This is a genomic window from Arthrobacter subterraneus, from assembly GCF_900099735.1.
Classification (GTDB): Bacteria; Actinomycetota; Actinomycetes; order Actinomycetales; family Micrococcaceae; genus Arthrobacter_D; species Arthrobacter_D subterraneus.
In genome coordinates this window covers 274178-296868 of the sequence record NZ_FNDT01000001.1, presented here as the reverse complement: position 1 = coordinate 296868, position 22691 = coordinate 274178, and the positions used below count along the sequence as shown (strand labels likewise).

At 62.7% G+C, this 22691-nt stretch carries 34 protein-coding genes; all 34 read left to right on the top strand.

All coding sequences use genetic code 11. From position 1 onward, the window contains the following. Window positions 1-33 precede the first annotated feature (33 nt). The 34 genes from fusA to BLS52_RS01225 all read left to right on the top strand — a co-directional run bounded on the left by fusA (window position 34) and on the right by BLS52_RS01225 (window position 22626). Complete coding sequence (gene fusA / locus BLS52_RS01390; protein ID WP_026545666.1) at window positions 34-2148, top strand: elongation factor G; 2115 nt, start codon at window positions 34-36, stop codon at window positions 2146-2148. Window positions 2149-2269: 121 nt separating this feature from the next. Continuing rightward, on the top strand, window positions 2270-3460 hold the full coding sequence (tuf, locus tag BLS52_RS01385) for an elongation factor Tu (RefSeq protein ID WP_026545665.1): 1191 nt from the start codon (window positions 2270-2272) through the stop codon (window positions 3458-3460). Window positions 3461-3543: 83 nt separating this feature from the next. Continuing rightward, window positions 3544-4146 (top strand): hypothetical protein, encoded by a 603-nt coding sequence (locus tag BLS52_RS01380; RefSeq protein WP_026545664.1) that lies wholly within the window; start codon window positions 3544-3546, stop codon window positions 4144-4146. A 413-nt stretch (window positions 4147-4559) separates the two neighbouring features. After that, a complete protein-coding gene (rpsJ, locus tag BLS52_RS01375; RefSeq protein WP_003803825.1) occupies window positions 4560-4868 on the top strand; it encodes a 30S ribosomal protein S10 in 309 nt (102 codons plus the stop codon). 16 nt (window positions 4869-4884) lie between these two features. Then, window positions 4885-5541, top strand: a complete 657-nt coding sequence (gene rplC, locus BLS52_RS01370) for a 50S ribosomal protein L3 (RefSeq protein WP_026545663.1) — start codon at window positions 4885-4887, stop codon at window positions 5539-5541. 2 nt (window positions 5542-5543) lie between these two features. Then, a complete protein-coding gene (gene rplD / locus BLS52_RS01365; RefSeq protein WP_035779226.1) occupies window positions 5544-6188 on the top strand; it encodes a 50S ribosomal protein L4 in 645 nt (214 codons plus the stop codon). Continuing rightward, on the top strand, window positions 6185-6490 hold the full coding sequence (gene rplW, locus BLS52_RS01360) for a 50S ribosomal protein L23 (RefSeq protein WP_026545661.1): 306 nt from the start codon (window positions 6185-6187) through the stop codon (window positions 6488-6490). The genes rplD and rplW overlap by 4 nt, the downstream gene beginning before the upstream one ends. A gap of 31 nt (window positions 6491-6521) precedes the next feature. Then, on the top strand, window positions 6522-7361 hold the full coding sequence (gene rplB, locus BLS52_RS01355) for a 50S ribosomal protein L2 (protein ID WP_026545660.1): 840 nt from the start codon (window positions 6522-6524) through the stop codon (window positions 7359-7361). Window positions 7362-7373: 12 nt separating this feature from the next. Next, window positions 7374-7655 (top strand): 30S ribosomal protein S19, encoded by a 282-nt coding sequence (gene rpsS / locus BLS52_RS01350; RefSeq protein WP_011692805.1) that lies wholly within the window; start codon window positions 7374-7376, stop codon window positions 7653-7655. Between the two features lie 39 nt (window positions 7656-7694). Continuing rightward, the gene (gene rplV, locus BLS52_RS01345) at window positions 7695-8060 is read left to right on the top strand and encodes a 50S ribosomal protein L22 (RefSeq protein ID WP_026545659.1); all 366 of its coding nucleotides are present in this window, start codon (window positions 7695-7697) and stop codon (window positions 8058-8060) included. Next, entirely contained in the window at window positions 8061-8903 is an 843-nt protein-coding gene (rpsC, locus tag BLS52_RS01340; RefSeq protein WP_026545658.1) for a 30S ribosomal protein S3, read from the top strand. After that, window positions 8904-9320: a 50S ribosomal protein L16 gene (gene rplP / locus BLS52_RS01335; RefSeq protein ID WP_026545657.1), complete on the top strand. Its 417-nt coding sequence runs from the start codon at window positions 8904-8906 to the stop codon at window positions 9318-9320. Window positions 9321-9322: 2 nt separating this feature from the next. Continuing rightward, complete coding sequence (rpmC, locus tag BLS52_RS18965) at window positions 9323-9661, top strand: 50S ribosomal protein L29 (protein ID WP_026545656.1); 339 nt, start codon at window positions 9323-9325, stop codon at window positions 9659-9661. Next, window positions 9658-9951 carry a 30S ribosomal protein S17 gene (gene rpsQ, locus BLS52_RS01325; protein WP_026545655.1) on the top strand — a complete coding sequence of 98 codons (294 nt, stop codon included), beginning with the start codon at window positions 9658-9660 and terminating at the stop codon, window positions 9949-9951. The genes rpmC and rpsQ overlap by 4 nt, the downstream gene beginning before the upstream one ends. A gap of 390 nt (window positions 9952-10341) precedes the next feature. Further along, window positions 10342-10710: a 50S ribosomal protein L14 gene (rplN, locus tag BLS52_RS01320; protein WP_026545654.1), complete on the top strand. Its 369-nt coding sequence runs from the start codon at window positions 10342-10344 to the stop codon at window positions 10708-10710. 2 nt (window positions 10711-10712) lie between these two features. Further along, the gene (rplX, locus tag BLS52_RS01315) at window positions 10713-11090 is read left to right on the top strand and encodes a 50S ribosomal protein L24 (RefSeq protein ID WP_026545653.1); all 378 of its coding nucleotides are present in this window, start codon (window positions 10713-10715) and stop codon (window positions 11088-11090) included. Next, complete coding sequence (gene rplE / locus BLS52_RS01310) at window positions 11090-11665, top strand: 50S ribosomal protein L5 (protein ID WP_026545652.1); 576 nt, start codon at window positions 11090-11092, stop codon at window positions 11663-11665. The genes rplX and rplE overlap by 1 nt, the downstream gene beginning before the upstream one ends. Before the next feature lie 91 nt (window positions 11666-11756). Next, a complete protein-coding gene (gene rpsH, locus BLS52_RS01305; RefSeq protein ID WP_026545651.1) occupies window positions 11757-12155 on the top strand; it encodes a 30S ribosomal protein S8 in 399 nt (132 codons plus the stop codon). 18 nt (window positions 12156-12173) lie between these two features. Further along, window positions 12174-12710: a 50S ribosomal protein L6 gene (rplF, locus tag BLS52_RS01300; protein ID WP_026545650.1), complete on the top strand. Its 537-nt coding sequence runs from the start codon at window positions 12174-12176 to the stop codon at window positions 12708-12710. A 2-nt stretch (window positions 12711-12712) separates the two neighbouring features. Further along, window positions 12713-13096: a 50S ribosomal protein L18 gene (rplR, locus tag BLS52_RS01295; protein ID WP_090584223.1), complete on the top strand. Its 384-nt coding sequence runs from the start codon at window positions 12713-12715 to the stop codon at window positions 13094-13096. A 29-nt stretch (window positions 13097-13125) separates the two neighbouring features. Then, a complete protein-coding gene (gene rpsE, locus BLS52_RS01290) occupies window positions 13126-13857 on the top strand; it encodes a 30S ribosomal protein S5 (protein ID WP_245702671.1) in 732 nt (243 codons plus the stop codon). Next, the gene (gene rpmD / locus BLS52_RS01285) at window positions 13857-14069 is read left to right on the top strand and encodes a 50S ribosomal protein L30 (protein WP_026545647.1); all 213 of its coding nucleotides are present in this window, start codon (window positions 13857-13859) and stop codon (window positions 14067-14069) included. Before rpsE ends, rpmD begins: the two co-directional genes overlap by 1 nt. Further along, entirely contained in the window at window positions 14069-14617 is a 549-nt protein-coding gene (rplO, locus tag BLS52_RS01280) for a 50S ribosomal protein L15 (RefSeq protein ID WP_084033815.1), read from the top strand. The genes rpmD and rplO overlap by 1 nt, the downstream gene beginning before the upstream one ends. 256 nt (window positions 14618-14873) lie before the next feature. Further along, window positions 14874-16187 (top strand): preprotein translocase subunit SecY, encoded by a 1314-nt coding sequence (gene secY / locus BLS52_RS01275; RefSeq protein ID WP_090584221.1) that lies wholly within the window; start codon window positions 14874-14876, stop codon window positions 16185-16187. Continuing rightward, the gene (locus BLS52_RS01270; protein ID WP_026545644.1) at window positions 16184-16756 is read left to right on the top strand and encodes an adenylate kinase; all 573 of its coding nucleotides are present in this window, start codon (window positions 16184-16186) and stop codon (window positions 16754-16756) included. The genes secY and BLS52_RS01270 overlap by 4 nt, the downstream gene beginning before the upstream one ends. A gap of 5 nt (window positions 16757-16761) precedes the next feature. Next, window positions 16762-17586: a type I methionyl aminopeptidase gene (gene map, locus BLS52_RS01265; RefSeq protein WP_090584220.1), complete on the top strand. Its 825-nt coding sequence runs from the start codon at window positions 16762-16764 to the stop codon at window positions 17584-17586. Window positions 17587-17701: 115 nt separating this feature from the next. Beyond that, window positions 17702-18172 (top strand): universal stress protein, encoded by a 471-nt coding sequence (locus tag BLS52_RS01260; RefSeq protein WP_090584219.1) that lies wholly within the window; start codon window positions 17702-17704, stop codon window positions 18170-18172. A gap of 228 nt (window positions 18173-18400) precedes the next feature. Continuing rightward, window positions 18401-18622, top strand: a complete 222-nt coding sequence (gene infA, locus BLS52_RS01255) for a translation initiation factor IF-1 (RefSeq protein ID WP_019481515.1) — start codon at window positions 18401-18403, stop codon at window positions 18620-18622. A gap of 20 nt (window positions 18623-18642) precedes the next feature. After that, entirely contained in the window at window positions 18643-18756 is a 114-nt protein-coding gene (gene rpmJ / locus BLS52_RS01250) for a 50S ribosomal protein L36 (protein ID WP_024475611.1), read from the top strand. Between the two features lie 164 nt (window positions 18757-18920). Then, complete coding sequence (gene rpsM / locus BLS52_RS01245; RefSeq protein WP_026545641.1) at window positions 18921-19298, top strand: 30S ribosomal protein S13; 378 nt, start codon at window positions 18921-18923, stop codon at window positions 19296-19298. Window positions 19299-19409: 111 nt separating this feature from the next. After that, the gene (gene rpsK, locus BLS52_RS01240) at window positions 19410-19811 is read left to right on the top strand and encodes a 30S ribosomal protein S11 (RefSeq protein WP_026545640.1); all 402 of its coding nucleotides are present in this window, start codon (window positions 19410-19412) and stop codon (window positions 19809-19811) included. A 154-nt stretch (window positions 19812-19965) separates the two neighbouring features. Beyond that, window positions 19966-20976: a DNA-directed RNA polymerase subunit alpha gene (locus tag BLS52_RS01235; RefSeq protein WP_026545639.1), complete on the top strand. Its 1011-nt coding sequence runs from the start codon at window positions 19966-19968 to the stop codon at window positions 20974-20976. A gap of 65 nt (window positions 20977-21041) precedes the next feature. Then, window positions 21042-21674 (top strand): 50S ribosomal protein L17, encoded by a 633-nt coding sequence (rplQ, locus tag BLS52_RS01230; protein WP_026545638.1) that lies wholly within the window; start codon window positions 21042-21044, stop codon window positions 21672-21674. Window positions 21675-21699: 25 nt separating this feature from the next. After that, the gene (locus BLS52_RS01225) at window positions 21700-22626 is read left to right on the top strand and encodes a tRNA pseudouridine synthase A (protein WP_090584218.1); all 927 of its coding nucleotides are present in this window, start codon (window positions 21700-21702) and stop codon (window positions 22624-22626) included. Window positions 22627-22691: the final 65 nt, after the last annotated feature.

The following is a 22691-nucleotide window of genomic DNA, read 5'->3' as shown; positions in this document are numbered from 1 at the left end:
AGCAGAACTCCATCTTAGAAAAAGGGAGACACCGTGGCACAGGACGTGCTTACCGACCTCAACAAGGTCCGCAATATCGGCATCATGGCCCACATCGATGCCGGCAAGACCACTACTACCGAGCGCATCCTGTTCTACACGGGTGTCAACCACAAGATCGGCGAAACGCACGACGGCGCTTCGACGACCGACTGGATGGAACAGGAAAAAGAGCGCGGCATCACCATCACCAGTGCCGCGGTGACCTGCTTCTGGGAACAGAACCAGATCAACATCATTGACACCCCCGGCCACGTGGACTTCACAGTTGAGGTTGAGCGCTCCCTGCGCGTCCTCGACGGCGCAGTTGCCGTGTTCGACGGCAAGGAGGGCGTTGAGCCCCAGTCGGAGACCGTCTGGCGCCAGGCCGACAAGTATGAGGTGCCCCGCATCTGCTTCGTCAACAAGATGGACAAGCTGGGCGCTGACTTCTACTTCACCGTTGACACGATCATCAGCCGCCTCGGTGCCAAGCCGCTCGTCATGCAGCTGCCGATCGGTGCCGAGAATGACTTCATCGGCGTCGTCGACCTTCTGTACATGCGTGCGCTGGTGTGGCCCGGCGACTCCAAGGGTGACGTCACCATGGGAGCCAAGTACGAGATCCAGGAGATCCCGGCTGACCTGCAGGCCAAGGCTGAGGAATACCGCGCAGCCCTGGTTGAGGCCGTTGCCGAGTCCTCTGACGAGCTGATGAACAAGTACCTCGAGGGCGAAGAGCCCACCATCGAGGAACTCAAGGCCGGCATCCGGAAGATGACCATCAACTCGGAGATCTACCCGGTTCTCTGTGGCTCTGCCTTCAAGAACCGCGGCGTGCAGCCCATGCTTGATGCCGTCATCGACTACCTGCCCTCGCCGCTGGACGTCCCGCCCATGGTCGGACATGATCCGCGTGATGAGGAAGCAGCGCTGACGCGCAAGCCCAGCACGGAAGAGCCTTTCTCGGCGCTGGCGTTCAAGGTGGCAACCCACCCGTTCTTCGGTCAGCTGACGTTCATCCGGGTGTACTCCGGACACGTCACTGCAGGCACGCAGGTTGTGAACTCCACCAAGGGCAAGAAGGAGCGCATCGGAAAGCTCTTCCAGATGCACGCCAACAAGGAAATCCCCGTTGACGAGGCCTTCGCGGGTCACATCTACGCGGCTATCGGCCTGAAGGACACCACCACCGGTGACACCCTCTCCGATTCCGCCAACCAGATTGTCCTCGAGTCGATGAGCTTCCCGGAGCCCGTCATCTCGGTTGCGATCGAACCGAAGACCAAGGGCGACCAGGAGAAGCTTTCAACTGCTATCCAGAAGCTCTCGGCTGAGGACCCCACCTTCCAGGTGTCGCTCAATGAAGACACCGGGCAGACGATCATCGCCGGCATGGGCGAGCTCCACCTGGATATCCTCGTGGACCGCATGCGCCGCGAGTTCAAGGTCGAGGCAAACGTCGGCAAGCCGCAGGTTGCGTACCGCGAAACCATTCGCGGAACGGTCCAGAAGCACGATTACACCCACAAGAAGCAGACGGGTGGATCGGGTCAGTTCGCAAAGATCCAGATCATGATCGAGCCGATGGACACCTCCGAGGGCGAGCTCTACGCCTTCGAGAACAAGGTCACCGGCGGCCGTGTCCCGCGCGAGTACATCCCCAGTGTCGACGCCGGCATCCAGGATGCGCTCAACGACGGCATCCTGGCCGGATACCCGGTGGTCGGCATCAAGGCAACGCTGCTTGACGGCGCTTACCACGATGTTGACTCCTCCGAAATGGCCTTCAAGATCGCCGGTCGCATGGCGTTCAAGGAGGCAGCCCGCATGGCGAAGCCCGTGCTGCTCGAACCACTGATGGAGGTGGAGGTCCGCACGCCCGAGGAGTACATGGGTGATGTCATCGGCGACCTCAACTCCCGCCGTGGCCAGATGCAGTCCATGGAGGACGCCAGCGGTGTGAAGGTCATCCGTGCGCATGTGCCGCTTTCCGGCATGTTCGGCTACATCGGCGACCTGCGCTCCAAGACCCAGGGCCGCGCTGTCTACTCAATGCAGTTCGACAGCTACTCGGAGGTCCCGAAGGCAGTAGCCGACGAGATCATCCAGAAGACCCGCGGAGAGTAACCCCGGCTTGTCCGGACAGTAATTTCACCAAAATAAAAGCCCCCAGTAGACTTGCATGAGTTTCAGCCGCGAAAAGCGTGGCTGGGGAGTAAGTCTTCTAAAAACGTTCTAGGAGGAACCCGTGGCGAAGGCAAAGTTCGAGCGGACTAAGCCGCACGTTAACATCGGCACCATTGGTCACGTTGACCATGGAAAGACCACGTTGACGGCTGCCATTTCCAAGGTGCTGTACGACAAGTACCCCACCCTCAACGAAGCACGTGACTTCGCGTCAATCGACTCGGCCCCCGAGGAGAAGCAGCGCGGCATCACCATCAACATCTCGCACGTTGAGTACCAGACCGAGAAGCGTCACTACGCACACGTTGACGCTCCCGGTCACGCTGACTACATCAAGAACATGATCACCGGTGCGGCACAGATGGATGGCGCCATCCTCGTTGTTGCTGCTACCGATGGCCCCATGGCCCAGACCCGCGAGCACGTTCTGCTTGCCCGCCAGGTTGGTGTTCCCTACCTGCTGGTTGCGCTGAACAAGTCCGACATGGTTGACGACGAGGAACTTCTGGACCTCGTTGAAATGGAAGTCCGTGAGCTGCTCAGCTCGCAGGGCTTCGACGGTGACGACGCCCCTGTGGTTCGCGTCTCCGGCCTCAAGGCACTGGAAGGCGACCCGGAGTGGGTCAAGTCCGTTGAGGACCTGATGGACGCCGTTGACAACAACGTTCCTGACCCGGTTCGCGACAAGGACAAGCCGTTCCTCATGCCTGTCGAGGACGTCTTCACCATCACCGGCCGCGGAACCGTTGTGACGGGCCGCGCCGAGCGTGGAACCCTCGCCATCAACTCCGAGGTCGAGATCGTCGGCATCCGTCCGGTCCAGAAGACCACGGTTACCGGTATCGAGATGTTCCACAAGCAGCTCGACGAGGCCTGGGCCGGCGAGAACTGTGGTCTGCTGCTCCGCGGTATCAAGCGCGAAGACGTAGAGCGTGGCCAGGTTATCGTCAAGCCGGGTTCGATCACCCCGCACACCGACTTCGAGGCCAACGTCTACATCCTGGCCAAGGACGAGGGCGGCCGTCACAACCCGTTCTACTCCAACTACCGTCCGCAGTTCTACTTCCGCACCACGGACGTGACCGGTGTCATCACCCTCCCCGAGGGCACCGAAATGGTCATGCCCGGCGACAACACTGAGATGACCGTTGAGCTCATCCAGCCGATCGCTATGGAAGAGGGCCTCGGCTTCGCGATCCGCGAAGGCGGCCGCACCGTTGGATCAGGTCGCGTTACCAAGATCATCAAGTAGTAGCCTCACCGCTACCGCTGGTCAGGAAGCCCCGCTGCATGAGTGCAGCGGGGCTTCTGCCTTTCTGCCGTAAAGTTGGGGCGGTGCAGATCTACTCGAGCTCCCCGTTCCAGCGCACCTGGCAGGTTCTCATCGACCTCTTTGCGATCGCCGCCATCGCTGTTGCCTGGTTCTTCTCCCGCGCAACCTTTGACGCCATTTCAAACCTGGCGGTCTTCGGCCGCGGGATGGAGGATGCCGGAAGCCAGTTCCAAAGCACCATGACCGACGCCGCCGAGGGTATCGGGGGAGTGCCGCTCATCGGTGACCAGGCCAGCGCGCCGTTCCTGAGCGCTGCAGAAGCGGGTGGAATCCTCATCACGGCCGGCCAGGACCAGCAGGATTCAGTGGCGCAAGCCGCGGCAGTCATAGGCTGGGCCATCCTGCTGCTGCCGATCCTCATCCTCATCCCGATGTGGCTGATTCCGCGCGTCCGGTTCGTCGTCCGGTCCACACGGACGCGTCGCCTGCAGCGGGAAGACGGCGGCAGGGAACTCCTGGCGCTGCGCGCGCTTGTCCTCGCGAATCCTTCCCAGTTGCGGAAGGTGTCCCCGGATCCTGTCCGCGCCTGGCGGGAGGGTGACCCGGCGGCCGTGGACGGCCTGGCGCGGCTGGCACTGAAACATGCCGGTGTGAAAGCCGGCTAGTGCTTCCCGGCGTGTCGGCGGGCGGATCGGCGGGAGAACAGCGCCGGATTAGCAATGCGCCGGATCTTCTGGCAGACTAGTTGAGTTGTTCAAGCGCCTGTTCGCGCGGTTTGAGCTGTAGTCCCGGTCAGGATAATGCCTGATGCAGGGTCGCAGCCTCCGCGGAAGCCGGCCCAAATATAACCCACCCCAATCCAATAGCTCGGATTACTGCGGGATGCTTCTGCTTTTCTCTGTGGAAGATACGCGACACGCCCGAGCGCGGGGGTCGGAGCCTCGGCAGGGTGAGGAACCCGGAACTATCCGGATTCAGCCTGTTGGAGGAGCGCCACAGCAACGGGCGCACGTACGTACGGACCAAGGAGCGTCACCGCATGGTGGCGTTCTTACTGAAGAGAGAGAGTCGAGACGCCATGGCGGGACAAAAGATCCGCATCCGGCTGAAGTCGTATGACCACGAGGTCATTGACGTTTCAGCTCGGAAGATCGTTGAGACGGTGACGCGCGCAGGCGCAACGGTAGTCGGCCCCGTGCCGCTGCCCACGGAAAAGAACGTGTACTGCGTTATCCGGTCGCCGCACAAGTACAAGGACAGCCGCGAGCACTTTGAAATGCGCACGCACAAGCGTCTTATCGACATCATTGACCCCACGCCCAAGGCCGTCGACTCGCTCATGCGCCTCGACCTCCCCGCGGACGTGAACATCGAGATCAAGCTGTAAGGGAGAGAAGATAACTATGTCTACTTCGCTTACGCGCCAGGTCAAGGGCCTGCTGGCTACCAAGCTCGGCATGACCCAGGTCTGGGATGAAAACAACCGCCTCGTACCGGTGACCGTCCTGCAGGCTGACTCCAACGTCATCACGCAGCTGCGCACCGCGGACGCTGACGGCTACAGCGCCGTCCAGATCGGCTTCGGCCAGATCGATCCCCGCAAGGTCACCAAGCCGCTCGCAGGCCACTTCGAGAAGGCCGGCGTCACGCCGCGCCGCCACGTCGTTGAGCTCCGTACGTCCGACGTCGACTCCTACGCCCTCGGCCAGGAACTCTCCGTCGAGCTGTTCGAAGCCGGCCAGCAGGTCGACGTCATCGGCAAGACCAAGGGCAAGGGCTTCGCCGGTGTCATGAAGCGTCACGGCTTCCACGGCGTCGGTGCGTCCCACGGTGCCCACAAGAACCACCGCAAGCCCGGCTCGATCGGTGGCGCATCCACCCCCAGCCGCGTCTTCAAGGGTATGAAAATGGCAGGCCGCATGGGTGCCGTTCGTCAGACCACGCTGAACCTCACGGTTCATGCCGTGGACGTTGAGAAGTCGCTGCTGCTGATCAAGGGCGCCGTCCCCGGCGCCCGCGGCCAGGTCGTCCTCGTACGCACCGCCGTGAAGGGAGCATAGTCATGGCTACCGATACTGCTGCCAAGACCGTAAACGTTGATCTCCCCGCCGAGATCTTCGACGTACAGACAAACGTTCCGCTGCTGCACCAGGTCGTCGTGGCCCAGCTTGCTGCCGCCCGTCAGGGTACGCACAAGACCAAGACACGCGCCGAGGTCAGCGGAGCCGGACGCAAGCCGTTCAAGCAGAAGGGCACCGGCCGTGCACGCCAGGGCTCGATCCGCGCGCCGCACATGACCGGTGGTGGCATCGTCCACGGTCCCACCCCGCGTGACTACAGCCAGCGCACCCCCAAGAAGATGAAGGCAGCCGCACTGCGCGGTGCCCTCTCCGACCGGGCACGCAACGGACGCATTCACGTCATCGAGTCGCTGGTAGGAAATGAGAAGCCGTCCACCAAGGCAGCCATCGCTGCCCTGCGCGGCATCTCGGAGCGGCCCAACCTGCTGTTCGTCATCGAGCGTTCAAACGACGTGGCCGCACTCTCCGTGCGCAACCTCGCCGACATCCACACCCTGTACGTGGACCAGCTGAACACTTACGACGTTCTTGTTTCGGACGACGTGATCTTCACGAAGGCCGCCTACGACGCTTTTGTTGGAGCGGCTCAGGCCGCCGGCATTACAACTGAGGAGGACGCCAAGTGAGTGGCTCCATCACCAAGGATCCTCGCGACGTCGTCATTGCACCCGTCGTGTCGGAAAAGAGCTACGGCCTGATCGACGAAGGCAAATACACCTTCCTGGTCGACCCGCGCTCCAACAAGACCGAGATCAAGCTGGCCGTGGAGAAGATTTTCTCCGTCAAGGTCGACTCGATCAACACCATCAACCGTGCAGGGAAGCGCAAGCGCACCCGCTTTGGATGGGGGCAGCGCAAGAACACCAAGCGCGCAATCGTCACCCTCAAAGAAGGCACGATCGACATCTTCGGCGGTCCGCTCAGCTAGGGCGGAGACCACTTTAACGAGGAACTGAAAAATGGCTATCCGCAAATACAAGCCGACAACCCCGGGCCGTCGCGGCTCGAGCGTTGCCGACTTCGCAGAAATCACACGGTCGACGCCGGAGAAATCCCTGGTGCGTCCGCTCCCCAAAAAGGGCGGCCGTAACAACACCGGCAAGATCACCACCCGTCACAAGGGTGGTGGACACAAGCGTCAGTACCGTCTCATCGACTTCCGTCGCCACGACAAGGACGGCGTCAACGCACGCGTTGCAGAGATCGAATATGATCCCAACCGCACCGCGCGCATTGCGCTCCTGCACTACGTGGACGGCACGAAGCGCTACATCATCGCGCCGAACAAGCTGAAGCAGGGCGACAACGTTGAGGCCGGCCCCGGTGCCGACATCAAGCCCGGCAACAACCTGCCGATGCGCAACATCCCCGTGGGTACCGTTATCCACGCTGTGGAGCTGCGTCCCGGCGGCGGTGCCAAGATGGCCCGCTCGGCCGGCGCTTCGGTCCAGCTGGTCGCCAAGGAAGGCCGCTTCGCGCAGCTTCGCCTGCCGTCCGGTGAAATCCGCAACGTTGACGTGCGCTGCCGCGCCACGATCGGCGAGGTCGGCAACGCCGAGCAGTCGAACATCAACTGGGGCAAGGCAGGCCGCATGCGCTGGAAGGGCGTTCGCCCGACCGTCCGTGGTGTTGCAATGAACCCTGTTGATCACCCGCATGGTGGTGGTGAAGGCAAGACCTCCGGTGGACGTCACCCGGTCAACCCGAACGGTAAGGCCGAAGGCCGTACCCGCCGTCCCAACAAAGAAAGCGACTCGCTCATTGTGCGTCGCCGTCGTTCCGGCAAGAACAAGCGATAGGAGCCTGGAAACATGCCACGCAGCCTGAAGAAAGGCCCCTTCGTCGATCAGCACCTGTTCGTCAAGGTGGACCGCGAGAACGAGAAGGGCACCAAGAACGTCATCAAGACGTGGTCCCGCCGTTCCATGATCATCCCGGACATGCTCGGCCACACGATTGCCGTGCACGACGGGCGCAAGCACATTCCGGTGTTTGTCACCGAGTCGATGGTCGGGCACAAGCTCGGCGAATTCGCTCCGACGCGGACATTCCGCGGCCATGTGAAGGACGACCGCAAGGGCAAGCGCCGCTAAGGCGCCTGTTTCTACGGCTAAGACGAGAGAAGGAAAGCAATGGAAGCCAAGGCTATTGCGCGTCATCTGCGCGTAACGCCTATGAAGGCCCGGCGCGTCGTCAACCTTGTTCGTGGTAAGCAAGCGAATGAGGCTCTGGCAATCCTGAAGTTTGCCCCCCAGGCAGCTTCGGAGCCGGTATTCAAGGTAGTTCAGTCGGCAGTTGCCAACGCCCGTGTCCTCGCGGACCGCGACGGCGTTGCATTCGACGAAGGCGACCTCATCATCAGCGAAGCATACGTCGATGAAGGTCCCACGATGAAGCGGTTCCAGCCGCGTGCCCAGGGCCGCGCCTACCGCATCAACAAGCGGACCAGCCACGTCACTGTTGTTGTCGCTACCCCTGAGAAAGTGGAGGACCGCTAAGTGGGACAGAAAGTAAACCCGCACGGGTTCCGACTCGGCATCACCACTGACCACAGGTCACACTGGTTTGCTGACAGCAACAAGCCGGGCCAGCGCTACAAGGACTTTGTCCGCGAGGACATCAAGATCCGCCAGCTCATGTCCACGGGCATGGACCGCGCAGGCATCGCCAAGGTTGAGATCGAGCGCACCCGCGACCGCGTCCGTGTGGATATCCACACTGCGCGTCCGGGCATCGTGATCGGCCGCCGCGGCGCCGAAGCGGACCGCATCCGCGGCGAGCTGGAGAAGCTCACCGGCAAGCAGGTCCAGCTGAACATCCTCGAGGTCAAGAACCCCGAGATCGAAGCGCAGCTGGTTGCCCAGGGCATTGCTGAGCAGCTCTCTTCGCGTGTGGCATTCCGCCGCGCCATGAAGAAGGCCATGCAGTCGGCACAGCGTGCCGGTGCCAAGGGTATCCGCGTACAGTGCTCAGGCCGCCTCGGCGGTGCTGAAATGAGCCGTTCGGAGTTCTACCGCGAAGGCCGTGTGCCCCTGCACACCCTGCGTGCGAACATCGACTACGGCTTCTTCGAAGCCAAGACCACCTTCGGCCGCATCGGTGTGAAGGTCTGGATCTACAAGGGCGACATCACCGCCAAGGAACTGGCTGCCCAGGCAGCTGCCGCGCCGTCGCGTGGCCGTGGCGGGGACCGCCCCGGACGCGGCCCGGCCGGCCCGGACCGCGGTGACCGCCGTCGTCGTAGTGCCGATCGCGGTGCCGGTCAGGGTGAGGCTAACGCCGCTCCCGCCGAGTCCGCACCGGCTGAGTCCGCTGCTGCAGCGGAAGGAGGACAGGCTTAAATGCTTATCCCACGTCGAGTGAAATTCCGTAAGCAGCACCACCCGGGTCGCTCGGGCGCTGCCACCGGCGGCACGCAGGTCAGCTTCGGTGAGTGGGGTATCCAGGCTCTGAGCCCGGCATACGTCACCAACCGTCAGATTGAATCTGCGCGTATCGCCATGACCCGTCACATCAAGCGTGGCGGAAAGGTGTGGATCAACATCTACCCTGACCGTCCGCTGACCAAGAAGCCTGCCGAAACCCGTATGGGTTCCGGTAAGGGTTCGCCCGAGTGGTGGGTCGCCAACGTCAAGCCCGGCCGTGTTCTCTTTGAGCTCTCCGGTGTCAATGAAGAGGTAGCTCGCGAGGCCCTGCGCCTGGCGATCCACAAGCTGCCGTTGAAGGCACGCATCGTGCGTCGTGAGGGTGGTGAATAGTCATGGCACTCGGTTCAAAGGAACTGGCAACCGACCAGCTGGATGGGTTCGATAGGGACCGTCTGGTGGAGGAACTCGCCAAGGCTAAGGAAGAGCTGTTCAACCTGCGCTTCCAGTCGGCCACCGGTCAGCTTGAAAACCACGGCCGCCTGCGCGCTGTAAAGCGGGATATTGCTCGCATCTACACCGTGCTGCGCGAGCGTGAGCTGGGAATTCGGCCCGACGTCGTTGCCCCGGTTGAAGAAGCAAAGACGGAAAAGGCCGGCAAGAAATCCAAGAAGGCCTCCACGAAGGACGAAGAGTCCGTGGAAACACAGGCTTCTGAGGAGGATGCCAAATGAGTGAAGAGAAGAACGAGGCTACCGTACTGGAGTCCTCAAAGCGCGGTTACCGCAAGACCCGCCGCGGCTACGTCGTCTCCGACAAAATGGAGAAGACGATCGTCGTTGAGGTGGAGGACCGCGTCAAGCACGGCCTCTACGGCAAGGTCATCCGCCGCAGCTCGAAGGTCAAGGCCCATGATGAGCAGAACACCGCCGGTGTCGGCGACATGGTCCTGATCAGCGAAACCCGGCCGCTGTCCGCTACCAAGCGGTGGCGCCTGGTGGAGGTCATCGAGAAGGCCAAGTAGGCCCTCTCGAGCACCAACAGCCTGCGGTCCCTCGTTCTTCTGAACGGGGGACCGTTCGCATGTCCGGAAGATTTGCGCAGGTGTGGCGACTTTCCACTGTGCTGGGTCGCCACACCTGCGCGAATCTTCGCTGTGGGATCCGTGCTAAGATATTGAGTTTGTGTGGCGCCTTCGCGCCCGCATCATGAAACCTCGTAAACAATCGTGCTCCGGCATAGTACTTCCCTGCGCATCCCGCGCCTGGGAGGCAAATGCCTTGGGCACGGGCGTTTAGGCCCTCCACTGGCAAAATCCAGGTGGGTCCAGAGACACCCCGATCAACCGTTCCGCAAGGCTCATTCCGTAGGCAGGATTTCGGTCTGAGAACCAGCGCGACGCAAGGAGTAAATAGTGATTCAGCAGGAGTCGCGACTCAAGGTCGCCGACAACACGGGTGCTAAGGAAATCCTTACCATTCGTGTTCTCGGCGGATCCGGACGTCGCTACGCAGGAATTGGTGACGTCATTGTCGCCACCGTCAAGGACGCTATCCCCGGTGGGAACGTCAAGAAGGGCGATGTGGTCAAGGCCGTCATCGTCCGCACCAAGAAGGAACGCCGCCGTGCGGATGGTTCCTACATCAAGTTCGACGAGAACGCTGCCGTGATCCTCAAGGGTGACGGCGATCCTCGTGGTACCCGCATCTTCGGTCCGGTCGGTCGCGAACTCCGCGACAAGCGCTTCATGAAGATCATTTCACTGGCCCCGGAGGTGCTGTAGTCATGGCTCAGACCCGTTCGAAGCTGAAGATCAAGAAGGGTGACCTCGTTCAGGTCATCACCGGCGCCAAGCAGGAGCGCGGCGGAGACCGCGGCAAGCAGGGCAAGGTCCTCAAGGTATTCCCTGAGAGCAACCGTGTACTGGTCGAGGGCATCAACCGCATCACGAAGCACACCAAGGTCGGGCAGTCGCAGCGCGGCACCAAGACCGGTGGCATCGAGACCGTTGAGGCATCCATCCACATCAGTAACGTCGCAGTGGTAGACCCGGAGAGCAAGAAGCCCACCCGTGTCGGCTACCGCACCGAAACCGTGGAGCGGGACGGCCGTGAGCGCACGGTCCGCATCCGCGTCGCCAAGGCATCAGGGAAGGATCTGTAATGACTGCTGAAGCCGTAGAAACCAAGATCACCCCCCGCCTGAAGGCCCGCTACGCGTCCGAGATCAAGTCGACGCTGCTGGAAGAGTTCAACTACAGCAACGTCAACCAGGTTCCCCGGCTCGTCAAGGTTGTTGTGAACATGGGTGTTGGAGATGCCGCCAAGGACTCCAAGCTCATTGACGGTGCGGTCCGCGACCTCACCCAGATCACCGGCCAGAAGCCGCAGGTCACCAAGGCACGCAAGTCCATCGCGCAGTTCAAGCTTCGCGAAGGCATGCCGATCGGTGCGCACGCAACACTGCGCGGCGACCGCATGTGGGAATTTGTTGACCGCCTGGTCTCGCTGGCCCTGCCCCGTATCCGCGACTTCCGCGGCCTCAACGGGCGCCAGTTCGACGGAAACGGCAACTACACCTTCGGCCTCACGGAGCAGTCCATGTTCCACGAGATCGACCAGGACAAGATTGACCGTGTCCGCGGCATGGACATCACCGTAGTGACCACTGCCAAGACTGACGCCGAAGGCCGCGCATTGCTCAAGGCGCTCGGCTTCCCGTTCAAATCCGAAGACTAATCAACTACGTTGCAGGTCCGTTCCGGGGTTGCCAGCTGACGCTGGAGTTCACCGGGGTCCGGAAACCGTTACGAGGAAGGGCTAGAGCCCAATGACAATGACAGATCCAGTTGCAGACATGCTCACGCGTCTCCGCAACGCCAACTCGGCTTACCACGATTCCGTGTCAATGCCGTACAGCAAGCTGAAGGCACGCGTTGCCGACATCCTCAAGGCCGAAGGCTACATCGCCGGCTGGAAGGAAGAGGAAGCAGAAGTGGGCAAGAAGCTCACCATCGACCTCAAGTTCGGTCCTGACCGAACGCGCTCCATCGCGGGCATCCGGCGCATCTCCAAGCCGGGCCTGCGCGTTTACGCAAAGTCCACCAACCTGCCGCACGTTCTGGGCGGGCTGGGCATTGCCATCCTGTCCACGTCCTCCGGTCTGCTCACAGACCGCCAGGCAGCCAAGAAGGGTGTAGGTGGGGAAGTCCTCGCCTACGTCTGGTAACGGGAAAGGGAAAGAAACATGTCACGTATTGGACGTCTCCCCATCACCGTGCCTGCAGGCGTAGAGGTCAAGGTTGACGGCAGCCTCGTGTCCGTCAAGGGTTCCAAGGGCGAGCTGAGCCACACTGTTGCCAGCCCGATCCAGGTTTCCCTTGAGGAAAACACGGTCACCGTCTCCCGCCCGAACGACGAGCGCGAGTCGCGTTCGCTGCACGGCCTGACCCGCACCCTGATCTCCAACATGATTGTTGGAGTGACCGAGGGCTACAAGAAGAACCTCGAGATTGTCGGCACCGGTTACCGTGTGCAGGCCAAGGGTTCCGACCTGGAGTTCGCGCTGGGCTACAGCCACCCCGTTGCCGTCAAGGCTCCGGAGGGCATCACGCTCACTGTGGACAGCCCCACCAAGGTATCCGTGTCCGGCATCAACAAGCAGCAGGTCGGCGAAGTTGCTGCGAACATCCGCAAGCTGCGCCGTCCGGATCCCTATAAGGGCAAGGGCATCCGCTACGCGGGCGAGGTTATTCGCCGCAAGGTCGGAAAGGCTGGTAAGTAACCATGTCACTGAGCATCAACAAGAAGCGCATCTCGAAGAGCAAGTCCGCCCAGCGCGGACGGCGCCACCTTCGGGTCCGCAAGCGCATCACCGGTACCGCGGTCCGTCCGCGCCTGGTAGTCAACCGTTCCGCCCGCCACGTATTCGTGCAGGTCGTGGACGATTCCAAGGGCATCACCCTTGCCTCGGCGTCGACCCTCGAAGCCGACCTGCGTTCGTTCGACGGCGACAAGACTGCCAAGGCCAAGCGCGTTGGCGAGCTCGTCGCTGAGCGTGCAAAGGCTGTAGGTATCGAGGCAGTCGTCTTCGACCGTGGTGGTAACAAGTACCACGGCCGGATTGCCGCAATCGCAGACGGCGCACGTGAAGGTGGGCTGGCACTGTGACCGAGCAGAACAACGCAAAGGAAGCCTCATTGAATACGGCAAAGGCTGAGCAGCCAGCAACGGAAGCTCCCGCGGCCGAGTCCACCGGGACGGCGTCAAACACTGACGATCGCCGCGGCGGGCGCAGCGGTGGTCGCGACGGCGGCCGTGGCGGTCGCGATGGTGGCCGTGGCGGTCGCGATGGTGGCCGTGGCGGTCGCGATGGTGGCCGTGGCGGTCGCGATGGCGGTCGGGATGACAAGGACAAGTTCGTAGAGCGTGTCGTGTCCATCAACCGCGTCGCCAAGGTCGTCAAGGGCGGCCGGCGCTTCAGCTTCACCGCACTTGTGGTTGTCGGTGACGGCAACGGCATGGTCGGCGTCGGCTACGGCAAGGCCAAGGAAGTTCCCATGGCCATCTCCAAGGCGGTCGAGGAAGCCAAGAAGACCTTCTTCAAGGTTCCCCGCATCGGCGGCACCGTTCCCCACCTGGTTCAGGGTGAGGCAGCGGCCGGCGTCGTGCTCCTGCGTCCGGCATCTCCCGGTACCGGTGTAATCGCCGGTGGTCCGGTGCGCGCCGTGCTGGAGTGCGTCGGTATCCACGACGTCCTCTCCAAGTCGCTCGGGTCCTCCAACGCCATCAACATTGTTCACGCAACCGTTGACGCGCTGAAGCGGCTCGAAGAGCCGCAGGCGGTGGCTGCACGCCGCGGCCTTCCGCTGGACGAGGTTGCCTCCACATCGATGCTGCGCGCAATGCAGGATCAGAAGGCAGGTGCGTAATGGCAACTCCGAAGCGCCTGGTTGCCAGCTCCGCAAAGCTGGAAATCACACAGATCAAGTCCGTTATCGGCGGTAAGCAGAACCAGCGGAACACCCTTCGCTCACTCGGCCTGAAGCGGATCGGGCACACTGTTGTCCGCAACGCTGACGACGTGACCGTCGGAATGGTCAACACGGTTCCGCACCTCGTGAAGGTTGAGGAGGCCAAGTAATGGCAGAGAAGAAGACGGTGGAGGAATCCACCGAGAAGAAGCCGGCCCGCAAGCCTGCTGCCAAGGCCGCTGCCGCTCAGGAAGTCGCTGAGAGCACGCCCCGCGTCCACGCGCTGAAGGTTCACCACCTTCGTCCCGCTCCCGGTGCCAAGACCGCCAAGACCCGCGTTGGTCGTGGCGAAGGCTCCAAGGGCAAGACCGCAGGCCGTGGCACCAAGGGCACCAAGGCACGCTACTCGGTCAAGGCAGGGTTCGCAGGTGGCCAGCTTCCGCTGCACATGCGTCTGCCGAAGCTGCGCGGCTTCAAGAACCCGTTCCGCGTTGAGTACCAGGTAGTCAACCTGGACAAGCTCAACGAGCTCTACCCCGAAGGCGGCGAGGTGTCGGTGGACAGCCTGATCGCCAAGGGCGCAGTGCGCAAGAACCAGCTCGTCAAGGTGCTGGGAACGGGCGACATCGCGGTCAAGGTGGACGTCAAGGTCCACGCCGTGTCCGCCAGCGCTGCCGAGAAGATCACCGCCGCCGGCGGCACGGTCTCGGCACCGTAGTTCCAGCACGGCATCCCGCCGCCGTCGTACCGGTAGCCCTCGGGCATCCGGACGACGGCGGCAGGGGAGCCGACTGTGATCTGGCTCATGAAGCAATTAGACTCTTGGGAGGCCGGGATTCCCGGCTCACCAGGAGTCTGTTTCCTTTAACGGGCGCTATCGTTGCCCTGGGTTCTCGTACGCCCGGCTCCAGCCGCTAGACTCGGTTGGTGTGTATCGCCCGTGAAGGGCCACTAAGACTTAATCAGGAGGACGCTTGCTTAGCGCTATTGGCCGGGCTTTCCGGACGCCAGACTTGCGGCGCAAGCTGTTGTTCACGCTGGGAATCATCACCATCTTCCGTCTGGGTGCTTTCATCCCGGCGCCCGGTGTTGACTACGGCAACGTGCAGCAGTGTTTGCAGCTCGGCAATACAGAGGGCGGCCTCTACCAGTTCGTTAATCTCTTCAGCGGCGGTGCGCTGCTGCAGGTGTCCGTCTTCGCCCTCGGAATCATGCCCTACATCACGGCCAGCATCATCACCCAGCTGCTCCGTGTTGTCATTCCCCGCTTCCAGGAGCTTCACCAGGAAGGCGCGCAGGGGCAGGCACAGCTCACGCAGTACACCCGCTACCTGACGATCGCCCTCGGTCTGCTCAACGCCACGACGCTGGTGTCGCTGGCGCGGTCGGGAGCGCTGCTGGGCAACTGCCCGGTTCCGATCATCCCGGATGACAGTCTCATCACCATCATCCTGCTGATCCTCACCCTGACGGCCGGCACCGGCCTCATCATGTGGATGGGCGAGCTCATCACCGAACGCGGCGTCGGCAACGGCATGTCGCTGCTCATCTTCACCGCCATTGCTGCAGGGTTCCCAACGTCGCTGGGCGAGATCCTGCGCACGCAGGGCTGGAACGTGTTCCTGGGCGTCCTGGTGATCGGCCTGTTCGTAGTGATGCTCGTGATCTTCGTCGAGCAGTCCCAGCGCCGTGTCCCGGTGCAGTACGCCAAGCGCATGATCGGCCGCCGTACACTTGGCGGCAGCAGCACCTACATTCCGATCAAGGTCAACATGGCCGGCGTCATCCCCGTGATCTTCGCGTCCTCGATGCTCTACCTGCCGTCGCTGATCGCACAGTTCAACACACCCACCGACGGACAGACTGCCCCGCCGGAATGGGTCAACTGGATCACCACTTACCTCACCACGGGAGACCATCCCCTCTACATGGCGCTGTACTTCGCGATGATCGTGTTCTTCACCTACTTCTACGTGGCGATCACCTTCAACCCGGAGGAAGTGTCGGAGAACATGAAGAAGTACGGAGGCTTCATCCCCGGCATCCGCGCCGGCCGCCCCACCGCGGAGTACCTCCAGTACGTCCTGTCCCGCATCACCCTGCCGGGCGCCATCTACCTCGGCATTGTTGCGCTCATCCCGTTGATCGCGCTGGTGGCCATCAATGCGAACCAGAACTTCCCGTTCGGCGGCACCTCCATCCTCATCATGGTTGGCGTTGGACTCGAGACGGTGAAGCAGATTGATGCGCAGCTGCAGCAGCGCCACTACGAAGGGTTATTGCGATGACACGGATGCTCATCATTGGACCGCCCGGCTCGGGCAAGGGAACGCAGGCCGCCCGGATCTCGGAACGGCTGGGTGTGGTGGCTATCTCCACCGGCGACATCTTCCGCGAAAACGTGAAGAATGAAACGCCTCTCGGCGTCGAGGCGAAGAAGTACATGGACGCCGGTGACTTTGTCCCGGACAGCGTCACCAACAGCATGGTCCGCGCGCGGCTGGCTGAGGAAGACGTCCAGGACGGATTCCTGCTTGACGGCTACCCCCGCACGGCGGCACAGGTGACCGAGCTGGATGACATCCTCCGCGAGAATGACTCGACCCTCGACGTCGTCCTCCAGCTCACGGCGGATGACGAGGAGCTGGTGCGCCGGCTCCTGGGACGCGCACGCCTCGACGGACGCACCGATGACAACGAGGTTGTCATCCGGCACCGCCTTGACCTGTACCACGAGCAGACCGAAGCCGTCGTTTCGCAGTATGAAAGCCGTGGCATTGTCACCCGGGTGGACGGCATCGGCGCCATCGATGAAGTGACCGAGCGCGTCATGTCTGCCCTGAAAGTAACGCGGTAGCCGGAATGTTCCGCCAGCAGCGGGTCGAGTACAAGTCGGCCGATCAGATCCGGACCATGCGGAAAGCCGGCATTGTGCTCGCCGGCGCCCTGGACGAGACGGTGGCGGCTGCCCGGGTGGGCGTCTCCACCCGCGAGCTGGATGGTGTGTTCGCCGCGGTTCTCAAGGAAGCCGGTGCCACGTCCAACTTCCTTGGATACCACGGCTTCCCCGCCAGTATCTGCACCTCCGTGAACCACGAGGTGGTGCACGGCATCCCAGGCGACTACGTGCTGCAGGACGGCGACATCATCTCGATTGACGGCGGCGCCGTGATCCGGGGCTGGCACTCGGACTCCGCCCGCACCGTCATAGTCGGGAATCCCCGTCCCGAGGACGTCCGGCTGTCCCGTGTCACCGAGGAAGCCATGTGGCGGGGGATCGCTGCTCTCGCCACCGGCAAGTTCGTCGGCGACATCGGGTCCGCCATTGATGACTACGTCTCCTCCGTCGAGGGCCCGGCGCTGGGGATCCTGCAGGATTACGTCGGCCACGGGATCGGTACCCAGATGCATCAGCCACCGGACGTGCTCAATTATCGCAGCGGTCACCGGGGTCCCAAGATCAAGCCCGGTCTGTGCCTGGCGATCGAGCCGATGCTGGTCCAGGGCCGGCTTGAGACTGCCACGCTCGACGACGACTGGACCGTTGTCACTGTCGACGGCAAGCGGGCCAGCCAGTGGGAACACACCGTGGCTGTGCACGACGGCGGTATCTGGGTCCTCACAGCCGCTGACGGCGGCGCTGCTCGGCTTGCGGAACTGGGCGTTACGCCGGTTCCTCTCCTTTAGGGCGCCAGCCGGGCCGGCTCAAAATTCTCTCTCTTGACGGGCATGCGGGCCGGGTCTATGGTCAGCAACACCCTTGGATTCACCGTTGAACGGACGGGGGAGAAGGAGAACGGCGATGGAAAGCCCCGAAGCGAAAATCGTGGTTGGCGTGGACGGCTCTGATTGCTCAATTCAGGCGCTGCATCTTGCGGCGCGAATGGCGCCCGCGCTGGATGCGAGGGTTCATGCGGTGGCGTGCTGGGACTTCCCGAAGATGTACGCCGACTACATCCCGCCTGACCTTGACGCTTTTGAAGCCTCAGCGGGAAACGCGCTCACGGCGGCGCTCGGCAGGGCGTTCGGGCCCGAGCCTGCGGTCAATGTCAGCCAGGAACTTATCCGCGGTCCAGCGCCGGCCAAACTGGTCGAAGCGAGTGCAGACGCAGTGATGCTTGTGGTGGGCAGGCGCGGCCATGGCGGTTTCATGGGGCTGCATCTCGGCTCGGTGAGCTCAGCATGCGTTTCGCATGCCTCCTGTCCGGTCCTGGTGGTGCACACGGATGATGGTCACCGCGCGCACCATTTCTGGAAGCGCTCCAAGGGCTAGCCGTCCCGGGCCTTTCCGACGGCGTTCCGCCGGGTCTATTCACGGCGCCGTGGGCCCGTGCAGCGATTTAACATCTGGACGGCCATAGCGTAGAGTTGTCCGTTGGTTGTCTCTTCCCCTGTGCCCAATTCTGGGCGGGCCTGGCGAATAGCACGGGCAAAGGATGTAGACAATCAAAACCCAAGACCGTCCGCCCCGCAAGTGGCGGCACAGAAGTTAGCGGAGGATATGGCCAAGAAAGACGGTGTCATTGAGATTGAAGGCACTGTGAACGAGGCTCTGCCCAACGCGATGTTCCGCGTTGAGTTGGCCAACGGACACATTGTTCTAGCCCACATCTCGGGAAAGATGCGTCAGCACTACATTCGAATCCTCCCCGAGGACCGGGTGGTAGTGGAACTCAGCCCTTATGACCTCACCAGGGGTCGTATTGTCTACCGCTACAAATAAGACAAACGCAAAGGAAAACCATGAAGGTCCAGCCGAGCGTGAAGCGGATTTGCGACAAGTGCCAGGTGGTTCGCCGCAAGGGCAACGTACTCGTAATCTGCGAAAACCCGCGCCACAAGCAGCGCCAGGGCTGAATCCTCTTTTGAGGGTCACCCACGCGTAGTAACACCACAGTAAAAAAGCAGCGCAGGGCTCATCCGGAAGGATGCGCCCACACCCCCGGTACGGAGGCCGGGGACCGGGATCTTCCGGGCCGCGCTGTTTCAGACCTCCGGTCACCAAAAGGAGAACCGCCACTATGGCACGTCTCGCTGGCGTAGACATCCCCCGCGAAAAGCGGGTTGTCATTGCGCTTACCTACATCTACGGCGTGGGCAAGACCCGTGCAGACCAGACGCTCGCAGAAACCGGGATCAACCCGGAGACGCGCGTCAAGGATCTGACTGACGCTGAGCTGGTTCAGCTTCGCGACTACATTGAAGGCAACTACAAGGTCGAGGGTGACCTCCGCCGTGAGGTAGCTGCAGACATCCGCCGCAAGGTTGAGATCGGCAGCTACGAAGGCATCCGGCACCGCCGCGGCCTTCCTGTGCGCGGACAGCGCACCAAGACCAACGCGCGTACCCGCAAGGGCCCCAAGCGCACCGTCGCAGGCAAGAAGAAGGCCGGCCGCTAAGTCCCCACTGGCTCCCTAACCCGACTCGCAAGAGCTCGTCCGGCCAGGGAACCCTCGCCAGCGGTGGCCCCTAAGCCGCCCTGAACATCCAAAACCTTTGTAGGAGAAGTAATGCCCCCCAAGACTCGTGGAGCGGTGCGCAAGCCGCGTCGCAAGGACAAGAAGAATATCGCCTTCGGTCAGGCGCATATCAAGAGCACGTTCAACAACACCATCGTCTCGATCACGGACCCCAGCGGAGCTGTCATCTCCTGGGCCTCCGCCGGCGAGGTTGGCTTCAAGGGCTCTCGCAAGTCCACCCCTTACGCTGCGCAGACTGCCGCCGAGGCTGCTGCCAAGCGTGCTCAGGAGCACGGCGTCCGCAAGGTCGACGTCTTCGTCAAGGGCCCGGGATCCGGCCGCGAGACCGCGATCCGTTCGCTGCAGGCTGCCGGCCTCGAGGTTGGCTCCATCCAGGACGTCACCCCCAGCGCCCACAACGGCTGCCGCCCGCCGAAGCGCCGCCGCGTCTAGTAGCTTCCTTGGCTCCAGGTGCGCCCGCGCTTCAACCGAAGTGCGGGCACCCTGGGGCTGACTGTCGTTTAGCTACTGAGTTCCGCTCTCTAGCTTTCCCTTTCCACCATTTGTGTTGCGTCATATAGCGGATGCTCCCTGAAAGGAAATGTAAGTGCTCATTGCACAGCGCCCCACCCTGACTGAAGAAGTAGTCGCTGACAACCGCTCGCGGTTCGTCATCGAACCGCTGGAGCCCGGTTTCGGCTACACCCTCGGCAACTCGCTCCGCCGCACCCTGCTCTCCTCGATTCCCGGAGCCGCTGTCACCAGCATCCGGATCGACGGCGTCCTGCATGAATTCACCACCGTTCCCGGTGTGAAGGAAGACGTCACGGAGATCATCCTGAACATCAAGAACCTCGCGGTTTCTTCCGAGCATGATGAGCCCGTGGTTGCCTACCTGCGCAAGCAGGGACCCGGCGTCGTGACCGCAGCGGACATCGCACCGCCGGCCGGCGTGGAATTCCACAACCCGGACCTGCACATCGCAACCCTCAACTCGAAGGGCAAGTTCGAGCTCGAACTGACCATCGAGCGCGGCCGCGGCTACGTTTCCGCTTCGCAGAACAAGTCCGGTGACTCGGAGATCGGCCGCATCCCGGTTGACTCCATCTACTCGCCGGTCCTGAAGGTGACCTTCCGCGTGGAAGCCACCCGTGTTGAGCAGCGCACCGACTTCGACCGCCTGATCGTGGATGTGGAGACCAAGGACGCCATCGCCCCGCGCGACGCCGTTGCCTCGGCCGGCACCACCCTGGTTGAACTGTTCGGGCTTGCCCGCGAACTGAACACCGCTGCTGAAGGCATCGAGATCGGTCCGTCGCCCAGCGACGCCGCACTCGCCGCCGACATGGCGCTCCCGATCGAGGATCTCGAACTCACCGTTCGTTCCTACAACTGCCTCAAGCGTGAGGGCATCCACACCGTGGGTGAACTCGTTGCTCGCTCCGAGGCTGACCTGATGGACATCCGCAACTTCGGTGCCAAGTCCATTGATGAGGTCAAGGCAAAGCTGGTTGAGCTTGGTCTGTCCCTGAAGGATTCCCCTCCAGGGTTCGACCTTGCGGCCCGCGCTGCTGCGATTGAAGAGGACGACGCCGCCTACGGCGACGACGAACTCTAAACGTTAGACACCTGGCGCCGCCGTTGGATGCGGCCTCGGGCACACTCATGAGGAGATAAAACATCATGCCCACACCAACAAAGGGCCCACGCCTCGGTGGCGGTCCGGCGCACGAGCGCCTGATGCTCGCCAACCTGGCCGCCTCGCTGTTCGAGCACAAGCGCATCACCACCACGGTGACCAAGGCAAAGCGGCTGCGCCCGTACGCCGAGCGCCTGATCACCTTCGCCAAGAAGGGTGACCTCGCCTCGCGCCGTCGCGTCCTTGCTGTCATCAGCAACAAGGGCGTTGTCCACGAGCTGTTCACGGACATTGCACCCGCTGTCGCCAACCGCAACGGTGGCTACACCCGCATCACAAAGATCGGCAACCGCAAGGGCGACAACGCTCCCATGGCTGTCATTGAGCTGGTGTTGGAGGCGGTTTCCGCCAAGCAGGCCGTCGTCGGTGAAGCCGAGCAGGCTGCAGGCAACGCCGCTGCCCGCGACGCTGCAGCTGCCGCTCCGGTTGCGTCGGCTGAGTCCGCGGATTCGCCGGAGTCGGCTGATTCAGCAGAGTCGGCTGAGTCCGCTCCCTCGGCAGCTTCGGCTGACGAGGTAGCTGCTGAAGACACCACGGTCAGCGCCACCGAAGGCGACGCTGAAGAGACCGTTGTGATCGAAGAAGGCTCCGTGCCGGAAGCAGACGAGAAGAAGTAGTTCTTCTGCGCACCTTCTGACACACATGAACGAACAGATGCCCGCCATTCCGTCCGCGGATGGCGGGCATCTGCGTGTCCGGATCGATTTTGCGTACGACGGCGGTCCCTTCTCCGGCTGGGCCGTCCAGCCCGGTCTGCCGACCGTTCAGGGAACCATCGAATCCGGGCTTGAGCTGCTTTTCCGGCGCCACGTCCGCCTCACGGTGGCCGGCCGGACCGACGCCGGCGTCCACGCCCGCGGTCAGGTCACCCACATCGACCTGGACCCTGCGGAGTGGTCTGCTCTGAGCCGCGGACGGGAGATCGATCCCGCAGCGGCCCTGAAGCGGCGCCTCCAGGCCACCGTCAACCGGTACCTGCCGCCCAACGCAGCCGCCCGTACTGTCTACGCTGCGAACCCGGCATCGCCCATAGTGGTGCGCGCCGTCAGCCTGGCGCCCGCCGGCTTCGACGCACGGTTCTCCGCCCTGTGGCGCCGTTACAGCTACCGCATCGCGGACCGCTCCGAACTGCAGGATCCGCTGAGCCGCGGCACTGTGCTCTGGCACTCCGAGGAACTCGATGAGCGGCTCCTGAACTCAGGCGCACAGCCGCTGCTGGGCCTGCAGGACTTCCGCGCCTTCTGCAAGCCACGCCCCGGCGCCACAACTGTCCGCGAACTCCAGCGTTTCGAGTTTGAACGCGAGGTTGACGGCGTCCTCCGCGCCACTGTCCAGGCGGACGCGTTCTGCCACAACATGGTGCGTGCGCTCATCGGATCGGCGCTGCGCGTCGGCAGCGGCGAAGAGCCGCCCGAGTGGCTGGGGGAGCGGCTTCATTCCCGCCGCAAGGATGCCCGGTCAGTTCTCGCACCGGCTCACCCGCTGGTGCTGGAGGAAGTGCGCTACCCCGACGACGCCGCCGAGCTGGCACTCCGCGCGGAACTCACCCGTGCCAGGCGGGAGCCCTGAGATCAGCTCGGTCGGTCAGAGCGTGTCCCCAGAAAATGCCAAGAACCCGCGCGCATAGTAGCGGT

What these genes read in the sequence shown, in the direction of transcription:
- rpsJ (WP_003803825.1), top strand. Translation starts at nt 4,560, where the DNA reads ATGGCGGGACAAAAGATCCGCATCCGGCTGAAGTCGTATGACCACGAG.
- rplC (WP_026545663.1), top strand. Translation starts at nt 4,885, where the DNA reads ATGTCTACTTCGCTTACGCGCCAGGTCAAGGGCCTGCTGGCTACCAAG.
- rplD (WP_035779226.1), top strand. Translation starts at nt 5,544, where the DNA reads ATGGCTACCGATACTGCTGCCAAGACCGTAAACGTTGATCTCCCCGCC.
- rplB (WP_026545660.1), top strand. Translation starts at nt 6,522, where the DNA reads ATGGCTATCCGCAAATACAAGCCGACAACCCCGGGCCGTCGCGGCTCG.
- rpsS (WP_011692805.1), top strand. Translation starts at nt 7,374, where the DNA reads ATGCCACGCAGCCTGAAGAAAGGCCCCTTCGTCGATCAGCACCTGTTC.
- rplV (WP_026545659.1), top strand. Translation starts at nt 7,695, where the DNA reads ATGGAAGCCAAGGCTATTGCGCGTCATCTGCGCGTAACGCCTATGAAG.
- rplP (WP_026545657.1), top strand. Translation starts at nt 8,904, where the DNA reads ATGCTTATCCCACGTCGAGTGAAATTCCGTAAGCAGCACCACCCGGGT.
- rpmC (WP_026545656.1), top strand. Translation starts at nt 9,323, where the DNA reads ATGGCACTCGGTTCAAAGGAACTGGCAACCGACCAGCTGGATGGGTTC.
- rpsQ (WP_026545655.1), top strand. Translation starts at nt 9,658, where the DNA reads ATGAGTGAAGAGAAGAACGAGGCTACCGTACTGGAGTCCTCAAAGCGC.
- rplX (WP_026545653.1), top strand. Translation starts at nt 10,713, where the DNA reads ATGGCTCAGACCCGTTCGAAGCTGAAGATCAAGAAGGGTGACCTCGTT.
- rplE (WP_026545652.1), top strand. Translation starts at nt 11,090, where the DNA reads ATGACTGCTGAAGCCGTAGAAACCAAGATCACCCCCCGCCTGAAGGCC.
- rpsH (WP_026545651.1), top strand. Translation starts at nt 11,757, where the DNA reads ATGACAATGACAGATCCAGTTGCAGACATGCTCACGCGTCTCCGCAAC.
- rplF (WP_026545650.1), top strand. Translation starts at nt 12,174, where the DNA reads ATGTCACGTATTGGACGTCTCCCCATCACCGTGCCTGCAGGCGTAGAG.
- rplR (WP_090584223.1), top strand. Translation starts at nt 12,713, where the DNA reads ATGTCACTGAGCATCAACAAGAAGCGCATCTCGAAGAGCAAGTCCGCC.
- rpmD (WP_026545647.1), top strand. Translation starts at nt 13,857, where the DNA reads ATGGCAACTCCGAAGCGCCTGGTTGCCAGCTCCGCAAAGCTGGAAATC.
- rplO (WP_084033815.1), top strand. Translation starts at nt 14,069, where the DNA reads ATGGCAGAGAAGAAGACGGTGGAGGAATCCACCGAGAAGAAGCCGGCC.
- BLS52_RS01270 (WP_026545644.1), top strand. Translation starts at nt 16,184, where the DNA reads ATGACACGGATGCTCATCATTGGACCGCCCGGCTCGGGCAAGGGAACG.
- map (WP_090584220.1), top strand. Translation starts at nt 16,762, where the DNA reads ATGTTCCGCCAGCAGCGGGTCGAGTACAAGTCGGCCGATCAGATCCGG.
- BLS52_RS01260 (WP_090584219.1), top strand. Translation starts at nt 17,702, where the DNA reads ATGGAAAGCCCCGAAGCGAAAATCGTGGTTGGCGTGGACGGCTCTGAT.
- infA (WP_019481515.1), top strand. Translation starts at nt 18,401, where the DNA reads ATGGCCAAGAAAGACGGTGTCATTGAGATTGAAGGCACTGTGAACGAG.
- rpmJ (WP_024475611.1), top strand. Translation starts at nt 18,643, where the DNA reads ATGAAGGTCCAGCCGAGCGTGAAGCGGATTTGCGACAAGTGCCAGGTG.
- rpsM (WP_026545641.1), top strand. Translation starts at nt 18,921, where the DNA reads ATGGCACGTCTCGCTGGCGTAGACATCCCCCGCGAAAAGCGGGTTGTC.
- rpsK (WP_026545640.1), top strand. Translation starts at nt 19,410, where the DNA reads ATGCCCCCCAAGACTCGTGGAGCGGTGCGCAAGCCGCGTCGCAAGGAC.
- rplQ (WP_026545638.1), top strand. Translation starts at nt 21,042, where the DNA reads ATGCCCACACCAACAAAGGGCCCACGCCTCGGTGGCGGTCCGGCGCAC.
- BLS52_RS01225 (WP_090584218.1), top strand. Translation starts at nt 21,700, where the DNA reads ATGAACGAACAGATGCCCGCCATTCCGTCCGCGGATGGCGGGCATCTG.